Origin of the sequence: Microlunatus sp. Gsoil 973 (assembly GCF_009707365.1) — a bacterium.
Taxonomy (GTDB): Bacteria; Actinomycetota; Actinomycetes; order Propionibacteriales; family Propionibacteriaceae; genus Microlunatus.
On record NZ_CP046122.1, the window covers coordinates 3,787,970 to 3,804,260 of the forward strand.

Consider the following 16,291-nt stretch of genomic DNA (forward strand, 5'->3'; position numbering starts at 1 on the left):
ATCGATGGCAGTCCTGGTTGTTGTGCCGGCGCCGTGGTGCGCGAAACGCGGCCATCGGCGGGCGGTGGTCGATACCCTCCCCGGCCTGGCGTTGAAATGACGCGTCGGCCCGGCGGTTGGCGTTCGGTCCTGCGTCGCTTCTCGGTCCAGCTCGTAGCGGTGATGCTCCTGGTGTCGGTACCGCTGATGATCGTGCTGGCGATCGTGCTGACACGTGCGGCATCCTCGAGCCTCACCGATGCCGCCGGCCGCCAAGGGCAGGACGTCGCGGGCGCGCTCTCGCTCCGGGTCGACGACTGGCTGTCGGAGAGGCGCGCGGACGTGACCCTGGTTGCTGACACCCTCTCCGGCAACGGAGAACTCGGCGGAAAGCAGACCGACGCGCTGCTCGCTCGGTACGACAAGACCTATCGCGACTACACGGCTCTGGAAGTCGTGGATCCGCAGGGTCGGGTGCTCTCCTCCAGCGGCGCAACATTTCAGGCCGCACGGCAGTCGTGGTTCCATGAGGCACTCGGCGCAAACGCACCGGTGCTGACGTCGCCGGAACCTGCCGGTGATCACGTCAATTGGGTGGTCGCCAGGCGAATACTCGACCCGAACGGTCGGGTGGCGGGGGTTGTCGCCGGCAATCTCAGCCCCACTTCGCTCCCCCATCTGTTGAACACCGATCTCAACAGCGGCGCTGAGATCCTCATCGTCGACACCCAGAACCGTGTCGTCTACGACACCAATATGGGCAGGATCAGCGACGACAGCGCGCTTCTGGACGCCGGCGGGTTACGCACCACAATGTCGGACAACATCGCCGTGTCGATGGCCCGGCAGAATGACACCGGCGTTGCCCGATACAAGAACGCGTCAGGTGACGACGTGATCGGCGGATACAACCTCGCCGAGGACCTGGACTGGGTGGTCATCTCCCAGCAGCGAGCCAGCACAGTGCTGGCGCCGGTGATCAGCGCACGGAACCGAGCCATCGTCGTCGTCGCCATCGCGACCGCCGTGGCCGCTGTCGTGTCGATCGCCCTGGCGAGGCGGAGCACTCGTCCGGTCCGCCGGCTGACCGGCGTCGCCCGCCGGGTGGCCGACGGCGACCTGGACGCCCGCGCACCGGAGACCGGCCCTGCAGAGTTCGCCGAACTGAGCCACACGTTCAACGCCATGCTGGACACGACCCAGCAACTCATCGACCAGGTCGGGGCTGCGGCCGTTGAGGTCAACTCGGCGGCGGCCGAACTGTCGGCCTCGTCCGATGAGTTGGCCGCCACCACCACCCAGCAGAGCGCCGCAGTCACCGAGGCCACAGCGACAACCGAGGAACTGGCACGGTCCTCGGCAGCGATCGCGGACACGGTGGACGGTGTCAGTCGTCAGACCGCGGAGACCCGAGACAATCTCGCCCAGGCCGAAGCCGACATCGCCACCTCCAGCGAGCGCACCCTGACACTCGCCGGTCGGGTCAACGAGATCGATTCTCTCCTGGTCCTGATCAACGACATTGCCGACCAAACCAATCTGCTGGCGCTGAACGCCGCCATCGAGGCCGCTCGAGCCGGCGAGCACGGTCTCGGGTTCGCGGTGGTCGCCGATGAGGTTCGCCGCCTGGCTGAACGGTCGAAATCCTCGGCCGGAGATATCGCCTCGATCGTTTCGGCCGTGCAGGACGAGACGAACGCCACGGTCATGGCGATGGAGAAGGGTGCCAAGCAGATGCAGCTCGGCCTGAACCTACTCGACGGTGTAACCGACGCCAGCGATCAAGTTCGCCTGACCACCCAGCAACAGCGCAGCGCCACAGCACAGGTGGTGGAGACCATGGAACAACTCGCGGACGCGAGTCGGCAGGTCTCGGCGACAGCGCGGGAGATCGCCGGTGCCGCCGGAAACCTGGCCGAACTCGCCGGCAATCTGGAGTCCAGCGGCGCCGCGACCGTGGTCCGCTCGAGCGACGGACACCGATGACCGCGGTCCATGCGCTGCTCCTGCCGGTCGCCGCGGAGCTGTACGCACTCCCGATCGGCTGGGCACGAGAGGTGGTGCGCGCACCGACGATAACGTCGCTGCCGACTGCGCCGCCCACCCTGCTCGGCCTGTTCAACCTACGGGGGGAGATCGTGCCGATCCTTGACACCGCAGCCCTCCTTTCGATCGGCGCCATCCCGATCCCCGCATTCGCGGTGGTGGCGTCGAGTCCACATGGACCGGTCGGGCTGGCCACGACAGGTGTGCCACAGCGCCGGCTGCTCGACCCACCGGTGGGTCCCTCGGAACTTTGGGGAACATCGGGGTCGTATCGGGTCGACGATCAGGTGGCGACGTTGCTCGATCCGTCCGTGCTCCTGACGCCGGGACGCCTTCGCGGCCAGCAACCGAGTGAGCTCGCCGCCTTGGAGCGCTGATGGCGGGGCTGGGGGCCGAGCGGCTGCACCAGCTGTTCGCCCAGGAAGCCGATGTCCGCTTGGCAGCGCTGGACGCGTTGCTGCTCCGACTCGAAACCGACTCGGATCCGGAGCTGGTCCGCTCGATCTTCCGGGAGGTCCACACCCTGAAGGGGTCGTCGGCGGTAGCCGGTCTGGACCGGGTGAGCGGTGTCGCCCACCGGCTGGAGGAACTTGTTGAAGAAGTCCGCGAGCAGCGGCAGCCGGTGACGAGTGACCTCATCGACACCCTGCTGCTCGGGGTCGACGAGCTGAGGGAAGCCATCTCGGCGGCGGGCGTTACGGACGGCCAGGACGTATCCGAGGCCCCGCACGTCGCAGTGCCCGCAGTCCCCAGACCGGCTGATCCTCCGAGCGATCCTGCGGCAGGGCCTCCACTACCGGCCCCGCGACCGTCGGCCGCGTCTCACACGAACGGCCTGCGGACCGGGGCCGGTGCCATCCTGGTCCCGGTCGAGCGGCTGGAGGAGCTGACCCGGTTGGTCGGTCAGACCACGTCGGCGCACTTGCGCGTCGGACAGCTGCTCAAGGAGCAGTTCGGCATCGACCCGGCCACCTGCAACGAGTTCAATGAACTGTCCCGCTCGCTCAACGATCTGCACGATCGCGCAATGCGCACTCAGATGGTGCCGGTCACCACGGTCACCGATCAATTGCACCGGTCGGTACGCGATCTGGCTCGGGCCCAGGGCAAGCGGATCAGGTGGGAAGTTGCCGGAACCGATACCGAGCTGGACCGCGGTGTCCTGAACCGACTGGCGGATTCACTGCTGCACCTGATTCGCAACGCTGTCGATCATGGTGTCGAGTCAGCTGAACAGCGAGAACGCGAGGGGAAACCGGCCGAGGCCACGATCCGTCTGCACGCCATGCAGCTGGGTGGCGACGTGGTCATCGCAGTCAGCGACGACGGCCGGGGAATCGACACGACAAGGATCCGGCGCGACGCGCACCGGCTCGGCATCGACACTGAAGGACTCGCCGAACAGGATCTCGTCGACCTCAGCTTCCAGCCCGGCTTGTCAACCGCACAGTTCGTGACCGACGTCTCGGGCCGTGGCGTGGGTCTGGACGTGGTCCGCAGCAACGTCGAAGCTGCCCACGGTCGAGTGGAAGTACGATCCGAGGCCGGGGTCGGGACCGAGTTCCGAATCATCGTGCCGATAACCGTCGCCGTGTTGCGCTGCCTCCTGGTCGAGGTCGGCGACGAAACGTTCGCCCTGCCGTTCCATCGGGTGCAGTCGACCCGGTCCGGGAGCGGGTCGCAGGCACGCGCCGAGGGCCGTCCGATCGTCTGGGCGGATCATCATCCGGTGCCGGTCACCCCGCTGTGCGATGCCTTGGGATTGGCCGGTGATCCGGCGGAGGGTCCGGTGGTCGTCTTGGGTGACGCCACCCGGCGTCACGCCTTCGTCGTCGACCGGCTGGTGGGTCAGCGCGACGTGGTGGTCAAGACGCTGAGCCCGCTGGTCCCGCAGTTGCCTGCCGTCGCCGGCGCCAGCTGCGAGGCGGACGGCTCGATCATGATCGTGCTCGACCCGCCGGGACTCATCGAACGCGCGCAGGATGTCAGCCGGACGGTCGGTTCGGCGGCGTCAGCGGCAGCTCCGGCGCCTCGACGCAGCGTGCTGGTCGTTGATGATGCGCTGATCGTGCGTGAACTGCAGCGCGGCATCCTCGAACGCGCGAACTTCGACGTCCGAGTCGCCGCCGATGGCCAGCAGGCCCTGGGCCTCCTGGCCGAAGAGCCCAGCGATCTTGTCGTCACCGACATCGAGATGCCGAGGATGGACGGTTTCGCGCTGACAAGGGCGATCCGCGACCATCCGACGTTGACCAACATTCCGGTGCTCATCGTCAGCTCGCGCGCGAGTGACGCAGACCGCGCACGTGGCCTTGATGCCGGCGCCGACGGGTACATCACCAAGAGCAACTTCGACGATGCCAGCCTGCTGACTGCCGTGCACCGGCTGCTGGGGACGACCGGATGAGCAGAACCGGCGATGGCCAGCTCCGCGCCTTGCTGGTCGAGGACCTGTCGACTCAGCGCGTCCGCCTGGTCTCGGCGCTCCAGGCGGATGGGGACATCGCCGTCGACTGCCTGTCGACCTCCGATGACGCGGTTGAGCGAGTCGAGGCCACCCGGCCGGACGTGGTGATCCTCGATCTGAGTTCCACAGACGGCCATCCGACACACACGATCGAGCAGATCATGGCGCACATCCCCACGCCCATCCTGGTGCTGTCGACCCGCATCCATGATCGCCAATCCCCGTCAGCTGTCGATGCGCTCGTTGCCGGGGCACTCGATGCGCTGCCCCGACCCGATCAGTGGTCCGCCGAACTCGGCGTCGAACTCCGCAGGGCGGTCCGGCAGCTCAGCAAAGTGCCGGTGATCCGTCACCCCCGTGGCAACCGAGGCTCCGCGCCCCGACGGCCAGGGGTGCGGACGCCGGCGGAGCAGCCGGTCATCGCCGTGGCCGCCTCGACCGGGGGACCGAGCGCGCTGGCCACCTTGCTTCCCGGCTTGGCCGGGCTCAACGCACCGGTCCTGGTCGTCCAGCATCTGCACCCGGACTTCACCCGCGGCCTGGTCGAATGGATGTCCCGCGTGTCCGCTCTACCAGTTCGGACCGCGGTCCATCAGGAGCTCGCCCGACCGGGACAGGTCTACTTCGCGCCGGGAGGCAGGCATCTGCGGTACGCGCCGAGCGGCCGGCTCCAGCTGTCGGAGAGTCCCAAGACGGCCCACACGCCTTCTGCCGACGAACTGTTCGTATCCATCGCGGAAAGCGCCGGGCGGTCGGCGATCGGTGTGCTCCTGACCGGCATGGGCGAGGACGGAGCCCTCGGGCTGTTGGAGATACGCCGGCGCGGAGGCCGCACGCTGGCTCAGGACGAGGCCAGCTCGACGGTCTTCGGTATGCCCAGAGCGGCCGCCCGCTTGGGCGCGGTCAGCGAACTGCTGCCGATCGAGAAAATGGCCGACGCGATCCAGCGAGCGGTTCGGGAGCTGACCCTGACGTGACCCCAGCCAGCCTTGAGAACGTCGTCGCTGTCGTGGCCGAACTGCTCCACGACCGGATCGGGCTGCGGCCGGACCAGAACCTGCGAGGTCGGCTGCGCCGCGCGATCATCGAGGAGGCCGCGCGACACCGTGATGCGCCCACGGCCTACGCCGACCGGCTGCTCGCCGACCGGGCAGCTCTCCAAGGTCTGCTGAACGTCGTGACCGTCCAGGAAACGAGCTTCTTCCGTCACCCGGAACAGTTCGAGATCCTGGCCAAGGATGTATTACCAACGCTCGCGCCGCCGGTGCGGATGTGGAGCGCGGGCTGCGCCAACGGCCAAGAGGCCTACAGCCTGGCGATGGTTCTGGAGGAGCAACAGATCTCCGGCGAGGTCATCGCCACCGACCTGTCGACCACAGCCCTTCGGCGCACTGCCGCCGGCCGGTACACCAAGCGTGAACTCTCAGGCCTCAGTCCCGAGCGGCTGAGCCGACATTTCAACCAGTACGGCGACACCTGGCACGTCGACGAGCCGATCCGTAACCGCGTCCGGACGCTGCACCATAACCTCATCGACCCGCTGCCCGCAGAAACACGGTCCTGTCACGTCGTCTTCTGCCGTAACGTTCTCATCTACCTGTCGCCCGAACAGGCAAGACGGTTCCTCGACCGCCTCGTTGATGCGCTGCCCGCGTCGCTGACCCTCTTCGTCGGCACATCGGAGACCATTTGGCAGGTCTCTGATCGCTTCGAGGCAGTCCAACGGGCCGGCAGTTTCTTGTACCGACCGAGCGACCGGTCGGTTACCGTCACCCCGACGCCCGCCACACCGACGCCCGCCACACCGACGCCCGCCACACCGACGCCCGCCACACCGCGTCCTCACCCGAGGCGCAGCCGACCGGGCCACGGCTCATCTCGCAACGAGCCGAGGCCGGGAGCCTTCCCCGGCCTACACCAGCCGCGGCCGACCGGCCGTCGTCGGCGGCCGCCGGCGAGGCATCCGACCGCGAGACGGACCTGACCGCAGCGCAGCTGGAGAGGATGGGCCAGGACGCGATCGCAGCCGGCGAGTACTCCTCGGCGGTCGTCGCGTTCCGCAAGGCCGCCTATCTCCGCCCACAGGATCCGTTGGCCCAACTGCACCTCGGCCTGGCCCTGGAGGCGATCGGTGACGAACGCTCGGCACGGAGAGCGTTCGCCGCGGCACGGAGTCGGTTGCTGGACGAGGCTCCCGATCGGGCCGTCGACGGCATCGAGGGCTACTCGGCAGCGGAGCTGCTGCGATTCCTTGAGTCCAGAACGTGACAGGAGAGCGGATGGAGACGATGGTCAGATTCGAGTCGGGCGGCACCGAATACTGTGTCCCGGTGCGTTCGACCAGATCGGTCCGTACGGCCGCCGGCATGATCCCGCTGCCGGAGCCGGCGGCCGGCGTGGCGGGTCTCATCCCGGGAGATCCTCCGCTGACCGTCATCTCTCCACTGGGAGCCCGCGGCCGACACATTCTCGTGATGGACGCGGGCGACAAGGCGTTCGGCCTCTTGGTCGACTCCGTTACCGGGATCTGCCGGATCGCCGAGGAGGAGATCCGCCCTGCGCCCGAGGGACAGGGCCGGTGGTTGGTGTCCGGAAGCTTCGATGATGACGGCCGCCTGATTCTGGTCGCCGACCCGATCGAACTGGGAGCACGCCTGTGACCCCCGCCAAGGTCCTCATCGCCGATGACTCGCTCACCATCCGCGCCGTTGTCCGCGCTGACCTGGAGAATGAGGGTTACCAGATCTCTGAAGCACACGACGGTGTGACCACAGTGCGACAGTGCGAGGAGGACCCGCCCGACGTCGTGCTGCTCGACGTCGAGATGCCTGGTCTGGACGGCTATCAGGTCCTCGCGAAGCTCAAGGGAACTCCGGGACTGAAGGACATCCCCATCGTGTTCCTCACCAGCCGCAGCGATATGGACGACGTCGTCGCCGCACTCCGCGGCGGGGCCCACGACTACCTCAAGAAGCCGTTCCAAACCCCCGAGCTGCTCGCCCGGGTCGCATCGGCCCTCCACGTGAAACGACTCCAGGACGAACTCCGGCTCCGCAATGTCGAGCTCGATCGGCAAAGCCGGACCGACCCGCTGACCGGCCTGTACAACCGCCGGCATCTCGATGAGCAGTTGGTGCGAGTGCACAGCGATGCGGTCCGCCACGACGAAAGACTCTCCCTGTTGCTTCTCGACGTCGACCACTTCAAACGGATCAACGACACGTTCGGCCATCCGTCGGGGGACGAGGTCCTGCGTACCCTCGCGACCCGGCTCCGTGGCCAGCTGCGCGCTGGAGACATCGCCGGACGATGGGGAGGCGAAGAGTTCCTCATCATTCTTCCCCGGACCGACCACGACGAAGGTTGTTCGCTCGCCGAGCGCGTCCGCTCGGTCTGCTCGGCCGACCCGATAGTCGCTGACGGCCGAGAGATCACCGTGACCGTAAGCGGCGGCCTGGTTACCGGCCCCGGCGACTCAGCCACCGCCGTGGTCCAGCTCGCCGACGATTGCCTCTATGAGGCCAAGATGTCGGGCCGCGACAAGATCGCGTCTCGGGTCTCGTGAGTCCGATGACCGAAAGCATTCTGCTCTGGTTCGCGTTCGCCGCCGGCTGGGCAGTCATCGCCGCCGCGAATCTCTCGGAGAATCCCGCCGGTCCGCCCGTGCGCATCACACGCTGGGGGGCCGCCCTGTGGCTCATCGTCGCCATCCCCTCGGTCGCGCAGTTTGCGCAGCCGCGGCTTCTCGCGCTCGGAATGCGCAACGGCGACATCCTCCACCACGGCCAATGGTGGCGAATAGTCACTGCGAACCTGCTCCAGGACGGTGGTGCTGCCGGTGCGGTCAGCAACCTCACCACATTGGCCGTCACGCTCCTGATCGTCGGGCGTGCGGTGTCAGCTCGTGACGCCATATCGGTCTTCGTCCTGGGCGGCATCGGCAGCATGCTGCTTCAGCTCCACCATCCGGGCGCTGGGAACTCGATGGCAACGCTCGCTCTGCTGGCGGGAACCGTCGCCATCGTCGTCGTGCGACGCAAGCCCAGCCCGGCTCAAATCATCGGATCGACAGTCGTCGTGACTATCGCGGTTGTGCTGACCGTCGTCGCCAACGAGCATGGACCAGCCATCATGCTGGGGCTGATCCTCGGTGTTGCGATCCAGGCGACGGCGATGCTACGGCGCCGGTTCGTCGGTGGTGAGGCACCGACCGGCTAGCGGGAACGTCGAGGGTTCGCCCGAACGACCGGCTCCGGCGATGGTCCCGCCGGGTCGTACGGCAGCCTCAGTGGGTTGCTCTAGTCTTGCCGATCAGCAGTACGTGTATCGCACGCAGTTGCTTGCACCCCCGGACCCCTACAACGGGAGACCACATGCCGATCACCGCCATACTCGACGTGCACTTCGCTGCCGACCACTCGGTCGACGGCCCGGCGATGTTCATCCAGATGCTCAAGGACACGCGGAACTTCGCGGGTTGCATGCATGTCGACCTACTCGCAGACATCGCCGACCCGGAGCATTACGTCGCCTATGAACTCTGGGAGTCCAACGAGCACGATCTCGCCTACCGCGCGTGGCGGCGGGGCGAAGGGGCGACCAATCTCCGTGACTACCTGGACCGTGATCTTGTACTCACGAAGTTCGAGACCGTCGTGGAGTCATAGCTTCTTGGGTGAACCGGGTCCGGCGGTCGATCGAGGGCTCAACCATCCCGATCACCTCCGTGCTCCGCAGGCTGCGGCGCCGCGCGCGAGGATCCTCCGACGCGTAGCGGCCGTCGGTCGACTTCCCTGCCGTGCCGTGGGCAGGTCACACCTTCTGATTCACTCCTGTCCCTCGGACTGCAGCGCCAGGCGATCGATCACAACGAAGCAGCAACGACGCGTTCATCGTCGATCTCAGAGGCTCCGGGAGGTTCGAACGGGCCGCCAGCGGCCGTTCTGACCGCAGCGGCCACCGCCGTGTGCACGTCGGCGTGGAACACACTCGGTGTGATGTACGCGGCGTTCAACTCCTCGTCCTTGACCACACCGGCCAAGGCGTGGGCGGCAGCCACCAGCATCGGCGTGGTGACCTCCTTGGACTGGGCATCCAGGAGGCCCCGGAACACGCCGGGGAAGGCGAGCACGTTGTTGATCTGGTTCGGATAGTCCGACCGCCCCGTCGCCACCACAGTCGCATACCGGAGCGCCTCCGCCGGATCCACCTCCGGATCAGGATTCGCCAGAGCGAACACGATCGACCGATCGGCCATCTTGGCAACATCATCACCCGTGATCACATTCGGCGCCGAGACGCCGATGAAGACGTCCGCGCCGACGATCGCTTCGTGGATGGTGCCATCCAGGCCGACCAGATTCGTGTGCTCCGCGATCCACCGCAGCTCACCCACGATTCCCTCGCGGCTCGCATGCACGACCCCGTCGATGTCGGTCACAACAAGGTCTTGTGCGCCCGCGGCGAGCAGAAGCTTGATGATCGCCGTTCCCGCCGCCCCCGCACCCGACATCACGATCCGTACGTCGTCGATCTGCTTGTCGACGACCCGTAGGGCGTTGATCAGTGCGGCCAGGACGACGATCGCCGTCCCGTGTTGATCGTCGTGGAACACCGGGATGTCGAGTTCCTCGCGCAGTCTGGCTTCGATCTCGAAGCAGCGCGGTGCAGCGATGTCCTCCAGGTTGATGCCTGCGAAGCCCGGGGCGACAGATCGCACGACGCAGATGATCTCCTCGGTGTCCTGCGTGTCCAGGCACAGCGGCCAGGCGTCGATCCCACCGAACCGTTTGAAGAGCGCTGCCTTGCCCTCCATCACCGGCAGGGCGGCATAGGGACCGACGTTGCCGAGGCCGAGGACCGCTGACCCATCGGAGATCACAGCAACGCTGTTCCGCTTGATCGTCAACCGCCGCGCATCGTCCGGATTCGCTGCCAGCGCAGTCGAAACCCGCGCGACACCAGGCGTGTAGACCAGCGAGAGATCATCGCGGTTGCGGATCGGCCGCTTGCCGTCCATCGTGATCTTGCCGCCGATGTGGGCAAGAAACACCCGGTCGGAGACCTTGCCGATCACCACCCCGGTGACTGCCTGCATCACAGTGACCAGTTCGTCGGCATGCGTCGTGTCCCTGGCCGCCACCGTTACGTCGATCTGTAGCCGCTGATGCCCCGACGCTGTCACGTCGAGCGCGGTGATGCTGCCGCCGGCCTGCTCGACAGCGGTGGTCAGTGCCGACACCGAAGATCCCCCCGCGGGCACCTCGAGGCGGACCGTGATCGAATTCGATACGGACGGAGCGGTGCTCATTGCCCAGCACCCTTCTTCGGCGGGTCCATCGGCGGTTGCACACCCCGGATGGAGAAATCGATGAGCTGGATCGGGTGGTAGAGCGGAACGGCATCATCCCGCTCGGCCAGGTAGCGGCGCACCTGCAGCAGGCAGCCGGCGTTGCCGGTCGCGATCAGGTCGGGTTCGGTCGTGATGATGTTGGCGACCTTCCGACGGCCGAGCTTCTCGGCCGGCTCGGGGTTGGTCAAGTTGTACGTTCCGGCCGATCCGCAGCAGATCTCCGACTCCGGAATGTCGCGTACCGTCAGTCCCGGGATCGTTCCCAGCGCCGCCCTCGGCTGGGTCCGGATCTGCTGCCCGTGCGCCAGGTGGCAGGCGTCGTGGTAGGCGACCGTAGCCTTGATCGGGTGCCGGTCGGCGACCGGGCCGAGTTCGTCCACCAGTTCGGAGATGTCGCGACACTTGGCCGAGAAGACGGAGGCTCGCTCGGCGTAGGCCGGGTCGTCACGAAGCAGGTGGCCGTACTGCTTGATATTGGCCCCGCAGCCGGCGACGTTGGTGACGATGGCATCCAGGCCGAGCGGCTCGAAGGCGTCGATCAGCTTCCTGGCCTGGTCCAACGCCACCTCCTCGCGTCCGACGTGCTCCGACAAGGCGCCGCAGCATCCCTGCGCGGCGGGTGCGAAGACGTCACAGCCGTCGGCGACCAGGACACGGACCGTCGCCTCGTTCACGTCGTGGAAGAAGACCTGCTGTGCGCATCCGGTGACGATCCCCACGCGTCGCCGGGGTTGACCGATCGCGGAAGAGCGCTCGGGCAGACGGGCCGTGATGTCCCCGACCCGCACCGGAGGCAGGAGCGCCTCCATCGCCTGCAACTTCTTCGGCAGCCGGGCCAGCAGCCCACCTCGGGCAAGGACCGGGCGCAGTGTGCGCTGATACACCGCCCCGGCGATGGCGGCCACCCGAAGACGTTCGGGATGCGGGAACAGGGCGAAGATCATCGCCCGCCAGATCCGGTCACCGAACCCGCGGCGGTAGTTGCGCTCGATCTGCGGCCGGACCTCAGTGATCAACTTGTCATACTGCACACCGCTGGGACAGGCAGTCGTGCAGGCCAGACAGCCCAGACAGTTGTCGAACGACTGGACGAACGCGTCGTCGAGCTCGACCGTACCCTCGTTCCCGGCCTTCATCAGGTAGATCCGCCCCCGCGGGGAGTCGACCTCGTTGCCCCACAGCTGGTAGGTAGGACAGGAGGACAGGCAGAATCCGCAATGCACGCAATCGGAGATCAACTCCTCCTGTGGCGGGTGATGATCATCGAAGACGGCACGCGGCCGGTCGAGGATCGATTCGCTGACGAACACATCGGACGGTCGGCTCATCGCGGGTCCCTCCAGGGCATCGACATGGTTGGTCTCGTCGGCTCAGAACCAGGGGGTGAAGCGGCCGGGGGCCAGCCGATGATCGGGATCGAAACGGTCTTTGACGGCCCGTTGCAAGGCGGCGGTCTGCGGTGGCTGCGGCATCGGCGCGGAGGTCCCGCGTACGCGATCAAGCTCAGCATCGCGATCGCGCAGCGCGACGGTCCCGTCCAGCCGCTGCACGGCTGTCCCCAGTTCGTCGATCAGTGCCGCTTGTCCTGCGATCGGGCCGGACAGCCGGACAGTGTGCAGGCCGAGTCCGGTACTGCTGATCAAGAAGGCGGTCAATTCGTGGCGGGCAGCCAGCCCCTCAAGCGTCTGGCTGATCAACGGAAACTGATCGGGAAGCACGCCGATCCGGACGGTCGATGGTCCGGGGCGCCCTTCGGCGAGCACTGCGCCTCCTCGGTCGGGTGACGGGCTTCCGGACACGATGTCCAGGTCGTCGACCCCAACCTCTCGCAGTGCTGCTACGACGTGTGCGGTGGCGCTTTCGATCGTCCGTCCTGTTCCGTCAAGCCGGACCAGCAGGGTTCCGGCATGGGAGGGAGTACCGTGCCATTCGACGGCGCTCGGTTCGACGCCGGATCCGATCACCGCGGCAGTCGCCCTGGTGGCGCCAGTCGGGCGCAGCGCGCAGCTGATCGTACGACTCGCCGCGGGGAGTGGACTCAGCCGGAGCACGACCTCGCCGACCAGCGCCAGTGTCCCCAGTGAGCCGTACATCAGCTTCGTGAGGTCGTAGCCCGCGACGTTCTTGATCACGTGGCCACCGGCGCGGGCGATCGTGCCGTCGGCCAGTACCAGGGTGCAGCCGATCGCGAGGTCTCGCAGCGTGCCGTGCCGCAGTCGGCATGGACCGGCGTCACCCGAGACGAGCAAGCCGCCGATCGTCGCCCCGGCCGTCTCGGTGGGCGGGTCGATGGCCAGCCATTGCCCGTGTTCGGCCAGGATCGGTTGCAGCACAGCCAGCGACATGCCGGCCTGCACAGCAACTGTCATGTCGCCGGGCCGGTAGTCGATGAGCCGATCGAGCCGGCCGGTGTTGATCTTGAGATCCGGCGCGACCACCCGACCGCCCCAGCCGAGTTTGCTGCCGGCGCCGCTGATCAATACCGACGCCCGCTCGGCTGCACTGTCACGCATCAGGGCGGCCGCGGCTTCGACGTCAGCCGGGCGCTGCTGATCATCGATGACGGCGACCGGGCCGACAGTCATCAGCCGCGTCCGATCAGGCCGGAGGTCTCCAACGGATGCGGTCGATACTTGCCCGACTTCTCACCGCACAGCCGCGGGGTCGGAAAGATCTTGTCCGGGTTGGCAAGCCCGTAGGGGTCGAAGGCAACCCGGACCCGCTTCATCGTGTCCAGGTCGTCGGCGGAGAACATCGTGGGCATCGAGCAGGCCTTGTCCGCGCCGATGCCATGTTCTCCACTGAGTGATCCACCGAAGGCCACACAGAGCTCGGCGATGTCTGTGGAGAGACCTTCGGCGCGTTCGGTCTCCTCGGGGTCGTCGGAGTCGAAGAGCACCAGGGGGTGCAGGTTTCCGTCCCCGGCATGGAAGACGTTGGCAACCCGCAGGGCGGCCGAGCTCGCCAGTTCGTCGATGCGGGTCAGCACTTCGGCCAACCGGGTTCGTGGAATGACGCCGTCCTGCACCAGATACGCGGGACTGATCCGGCCCATGGCGGCGAACGCAGACTTGCGGCCCTTCCAGATCAGGTCACGTTCGCGCGAGGTCTGCGCGATCCTGATGCCGGTGGCGTGATTGTCCCGGCAGAGCCGTTCGGCGATCTCGAACTCCTCACCAACGGCCGCCGCGAATCCGTCGACCTCGATAACCAGCGCTGCGCCGGCGTCACGGCTGTAGCCGGCATGGGTGGCCGTCTCCACGGCCGAGATCGCCAGTTGATCGAGCATCTCGACCGCAGCAGGGATGACGCCGTGCGAGACCAGGCCGCTGACCGCGTCGGCCGCCTGTTCGGCGGTCGCGAAGTCGGCCACCAGGGTCCGGACCGCGATGGGGCGGACCAGCAACCTGACGACGATCTCGGTGACGGTGCCCAGCGTTCCCTCGGATCCGATGAACACGCCGAGCAGATCGGGGCCGATCGGATCTGCCGAATTACCACCAAGCCGTACGACTTCGCCGGATGGTGTCACCACGGTCACGGCGTAGACGTGGTTGGTGGTGAAGCCGTACTTCAGGCAATGCGCGCCGCCGCTGTTCTCGGCGACGTTTCCGCCGACGCTGCAGACGATCTGGCTCGACGGGTCTGGCGCGAAGTAGAGCCCGTACGGTTCGGCGGCGGCCGACACGGCAATGTTGGCCATCCCGGGCTGGACGGTCATCCGCCGGTTGTCGGCGTCGATCGCCAGCACCTTGCGCATCCGGGCGGTGCTGATCACGACGCTGTCCGGCCCGGGGAGCGCGCCGCCCGACAGGCCGGTGCCCGCGCCACGCGGGACGAAGCTGACGCCGTACCGGCCACAGATCCTGACCGCGGTGGCGACGTCCTGCGTGGATTCGGCCAGGACGACCAGCGCCGGACGCATCCGGAAAGCGGTCAGCCCGTCGCACTCGTATGCCTTCAGTCCGACCGCGTCTGTCACGAGCTGACCGTGCCGAAACGCTGCCAGGAAGGCAGTTCTGGCCGCATCGATACCGCCGATCACCTCGGCCGGCTGCGCACCGTCCGACTGTGCGGCCCTCGCGGGGTGGGAGGTCGGATGGGGCAATGCGTGCCTTTCGCAGCAGGATGGTGGTGAACTCAATCGGGCTGGGGTCGGTTCGTGATCAGCCTACTTTTGATCAGTCTGCGGTAGCGAGCAGGATCGGCGTCGGTGCAGCCCCTTCGCTGCCCGTCGCCACACCCGACCAGAACCCGGTCCGGGGTCGGGTCGAGAGCCTGGCACCGCTACGTCCTCAGGGTCGGCCGGTCCGGAGATATTCCGCTTTCTGGAACGTTCTCTCCGCCCAATGAAATTAATGTAGGGCATTCCGGCCGTCCAGTCAACGCCGAGGAGGGCGCACCGATGCTTGCGTCGGTCGGGTTGTCGTCGCCAGGTCGCCGGTAATCCAGGCCGCCCGTTTCTTCCTACAGTGCCGAGACTTGCCGATCCATCCCTGCAGAGTCTTCTCGGAGATCTCAACTCCTCAGCCTGGTTCGTCGGACAGCTCGATCTCGCCGTGACGAGCGACGGGAACGGCTCGTAGACGTGCATCGCCGACGCGTCCTCGATCGTCCACTCATGGAACAGGGTGTGCTCGGATCTGGACCGTTGCCGACCGGTGTTGGGGATGTCGGGAAGGTGTCGGAGTTCGATGGTTACCGGCGCGGAAGTTGCTCGAGCAGGTCGAGTCGACCCGCAACGGCCCAGTAGTAGACCCAGGTGCCACGACGTTCGCAGTCGATCAACCCCGCTTCGCGAAGCTTGCGCAGGTGGTGCGACACGGTCGGCTGGGAGACACCCACGTCCTGGATGTCGCACACGCACACCTCACCGCCCGACCCGGCGATGCGCGAGTACAGACGCAGCCGGATCGGATCTGCCAACGCCTTCAACAAACCGGCCAGACCCTCGGCCTGATCCGTCGACAGCTCCTGACCGGTGGCGCACGCTGCGCACACCGCACCATCGGCACCAGCCATGTCGGCCAGCTGCAGCTCTTCGGTGGAGGCGTTGGTCACAGTCACCCTTCCTCTTGACAGCTGCCGATGTTGCCAGCTGCTCCGATGCTGAACAGCCAGAGATGTTGCCGACCCTCGATATTGACGCGTATCAATATTGACAACTATCGATATACCATGCAAGCTTGCCTGCATCGACATCCATCTAATCACGTCTCCGATCGAGGTGCATCCGATGTCTGAGTCCTCGTCCGATACTGCCCCAGTCGTTTCTGCGCTGGACAACTCCGGTCTGCCGGTGGTCGTGCTGGGCGCGGGACCCGTGGGTCTGGCGGCTGCCGCCGAGTTGGTGGGCCGCGATCAGGACGTCCTGGTCCTGGAGGCCGGCCTGCAGCCTGCCGCCGCTGTCCGCTCCTGGGGCCATGTGCGACTGTTCTCCCCCTGGT

The 16,291-nt window shown here is 66.8% G+C and carries 15 protein-coding genes and 1 pseudogene; 11 read left to right on the top strand and 5 right to left on the bottom strand.

Translation table 11 applies throughout. The features are described from left to right. Positions 1 to 96 precede the first annotated feature (96 nt). From GJV80_RS17825 to GJV80_RS17870, 10 genes are all read left to right on the top strand, one after another. Positions 97 to 1,965 (top strand): methyl-accepting chemotaxis protein, encoded by a 1,869-nt coding sequence (locus GJV80_RS17825; protein WP_154689049.1) that lies wholly within the window; start codon positions 97 to 99, stop codon positions 1,963 to 1,965. Further along, a complete protein-coding gene (locus tag GJV80_RS17830) occupies positions 1,962 to 2,402 on the top strand; it encodes a chemotaxis protein CheW (protein WP_154689050.1) in 441 nt (146 codons plus the stop codon). Before GJV80_RS17825 ends, GJV80_RS17830 begins: the two co-directional genes overlap by 4 nt. After that, a complete protein-coding gene (locus tag GJV80_RS17835) occupies positions 2,402 to 4,432 on the top strand; it encodes a response regulator (RefSeq protein ID WP_154689051.1) in 2,031 nt (676 codons plus the stop codon). The genes GJV80_RS17830 and GJV80_RS17835 overlap by 1 nt, the downstream gene beginning before the upstream one ends. After that, positions 4,429 to 5,469, top strand: a complete 1,041-nt coding sequence (locus GJV80_RS17840) for a chemotaxis protein CheB (protein WP_154689052.1) — start codon at positions 4,429 to 4,431, stop codon at positions 5,467 to 5,469. Before GJV80_RS17835 ends, GJV80_RS17840 begins: the two co-directional genes overlap by 4 nt. Then, complete coding sequence (locus GJV80_RS17845) at positions 5,466 to 6,476, top strand: protein-glutamate O-methyltransferase CheR (protein WP_154689053.1); 1,011 nt, start codon at positions 5,466 to 5,468, stop codon at positions 6,474 to 6,476. Before GJV80_RS17840 ends, GJV80_RS17845 begins: the two co-directional genes overlap by 4 nt. A 20-nt stretch (positions 6,477 to 6,496) precedes the next feature. Beyond that, positions 6,497 to 6,760 (top strand): hypothetical protein, encoded by a 264-nt coding sequence (locus GJV80_RS17850; RefSeq protein WP_154689054.1) that lies wholly within the window; start codon positions 6,497 to 6,499, stop codon positions 6,758 to 6,760. Positions 6,761 to 6,771: 11 nt separating this feature from the next. Then, the gene (locus GJV80_RS17855; RefSeq protein WP_154689055.1) at positions 6,772 to 7,152 is read left to right on the top strand and encodes a chemotaxis protein CheW; all 381 of its coding nucleotides are present in this window, start codon (positions 6,772 to 6,774) and stop codon (positions 7,150 to 7,152) included. Continuing rightward, the gene (locus GJV80_RS17860; protein ID WP_154689056.1) at positions 7,149 to 8,057 is read left to right on the top strand and encodes a diguanylate cyclase; all 909 of its coding nucleotides are present in this window, start codon (positions 7,149 to 7,151) and stop codon (positions 8,055 to 8,057) included. The genes GJV80_RS17855 and GJV80_RS17860 overlap by 4 nt, the downstream gene beginning before the upstream one ends. A 5-nt stretch (positions 8,058 to 8,062) precedes the next feature. Continuing rightward, on the top strand, positions 8,063 to 8,710 hold the full coding sequence (locus GJV80_RS17865) for a hypothetical protein (protein ID WP_154689057.1): 648 nt from the start codon (positions 8,063 to 8,065) through the stop codon (positions 8,708 to 8,710). Positions 8,711 to 8,865: 155 nt separating this feature from the next. Further along, positions 8,866 to 9,159, top strand: a complete 294-nt coding sequence (locus GJV80_RS17870) for a putative quinol monooxygenase (RefSeq protein ID WP_154689058.1) — start codon at positions 8,866 to 8,868, stop codon at positions 9,157 to 9,159. Between the two features lie 197 nt (positions 9,160 to 9,356). Here GJV80_RS17870 and GJV80_RS17875 read toward each other — a convergent pair whose 3' ends face one another. The 5 genes from GJV80_RS17875 to GJV80_RS17895 all read right to left on the bottom strand — a co-directional run bounded on the left by GJV80_RS17875 (position 9,357) and on the right by GJV80_RS17895 (position 15,905). After that, on the bottom strand, positions 9,357 to 10,802 hold the full coding sequence (locus tag GJV80_RS17875) for an NAD-dependent malic enzyme (RefSeq protein ID WP_154689059.1): 1,446 nt from the start codon (positions 10,800 to 10,802) through the stop codon (positions 9,357 to 9,359). After that, positions 10,799 to 12,172 (bottom strand): heterodisulfide reductase-related iron-sulfur binding cluster, encoded by a 1,374-nt coding sequence (locus tag GJV80_RS17880; RefSeq protein WP_154689060.1) that lies wholly within the window; start codon positions 12,170 to 12,172, stop codon positions 10,799 to 10,801. Before GJV80_RS17880 ends, GJV80_RS17875 begins: the two co-directional genes overlap by 4 nt. A 42-nt stretch (positions 12,173 to 12,214) precedes the next feature. Then, complete coding sequence (locus tag GJV80_RS17885; RefSeq protein WP_154689061.1) at positions 12,215 to 13,429, bottom strand: FAD-binding oxidoreductase; 1,215 nt, start codon at positions 13,427 to 13,429, stop codon at positions 12,215 to 12,217. Continuing rightward, a complete protein-coding gene (locus GJV80_RS17890) occupies positions 13,429 to 14,826 on the bottom strand; it encodes an FAD-linked oxidase C-terminal domain-containing protein (RefSeq protein ID WP_230207817.1) in 1,398 nt (465 codons plus the stop codon). The genes GJV80_RS17885 and GJV80_RS17890 overlap by 1 nt, the downstream gene beginning before the upstream one ends. Positions 14,827 to 15,542: 716 nt before the next feature. Next, complete coding sequence (locus GJV80_RS17895) at positions 15,543 to 15,905, bottom strand: helix-turn-helix transcriptional regulator (protein WP_230207818.1); 363 nt, start codon at positions 15,903 to 15,905, stop codon at positions 15,543 to 15,545. A 175-nt stretch (positions 15,906 to 16,080) separates the two neighbouring features. Between GJV80_RS17895 and GJV80_RS25185 the strand changes: the two are divergent. Beyond that, positions 16,081 to 16,218: pseudogene (locus GJV80_RS25185) on the top strand (hypothetical protein); the annotation flags it as partial. Positions 16,219 to 16,291: the final 73 nt, after the last annotated feature.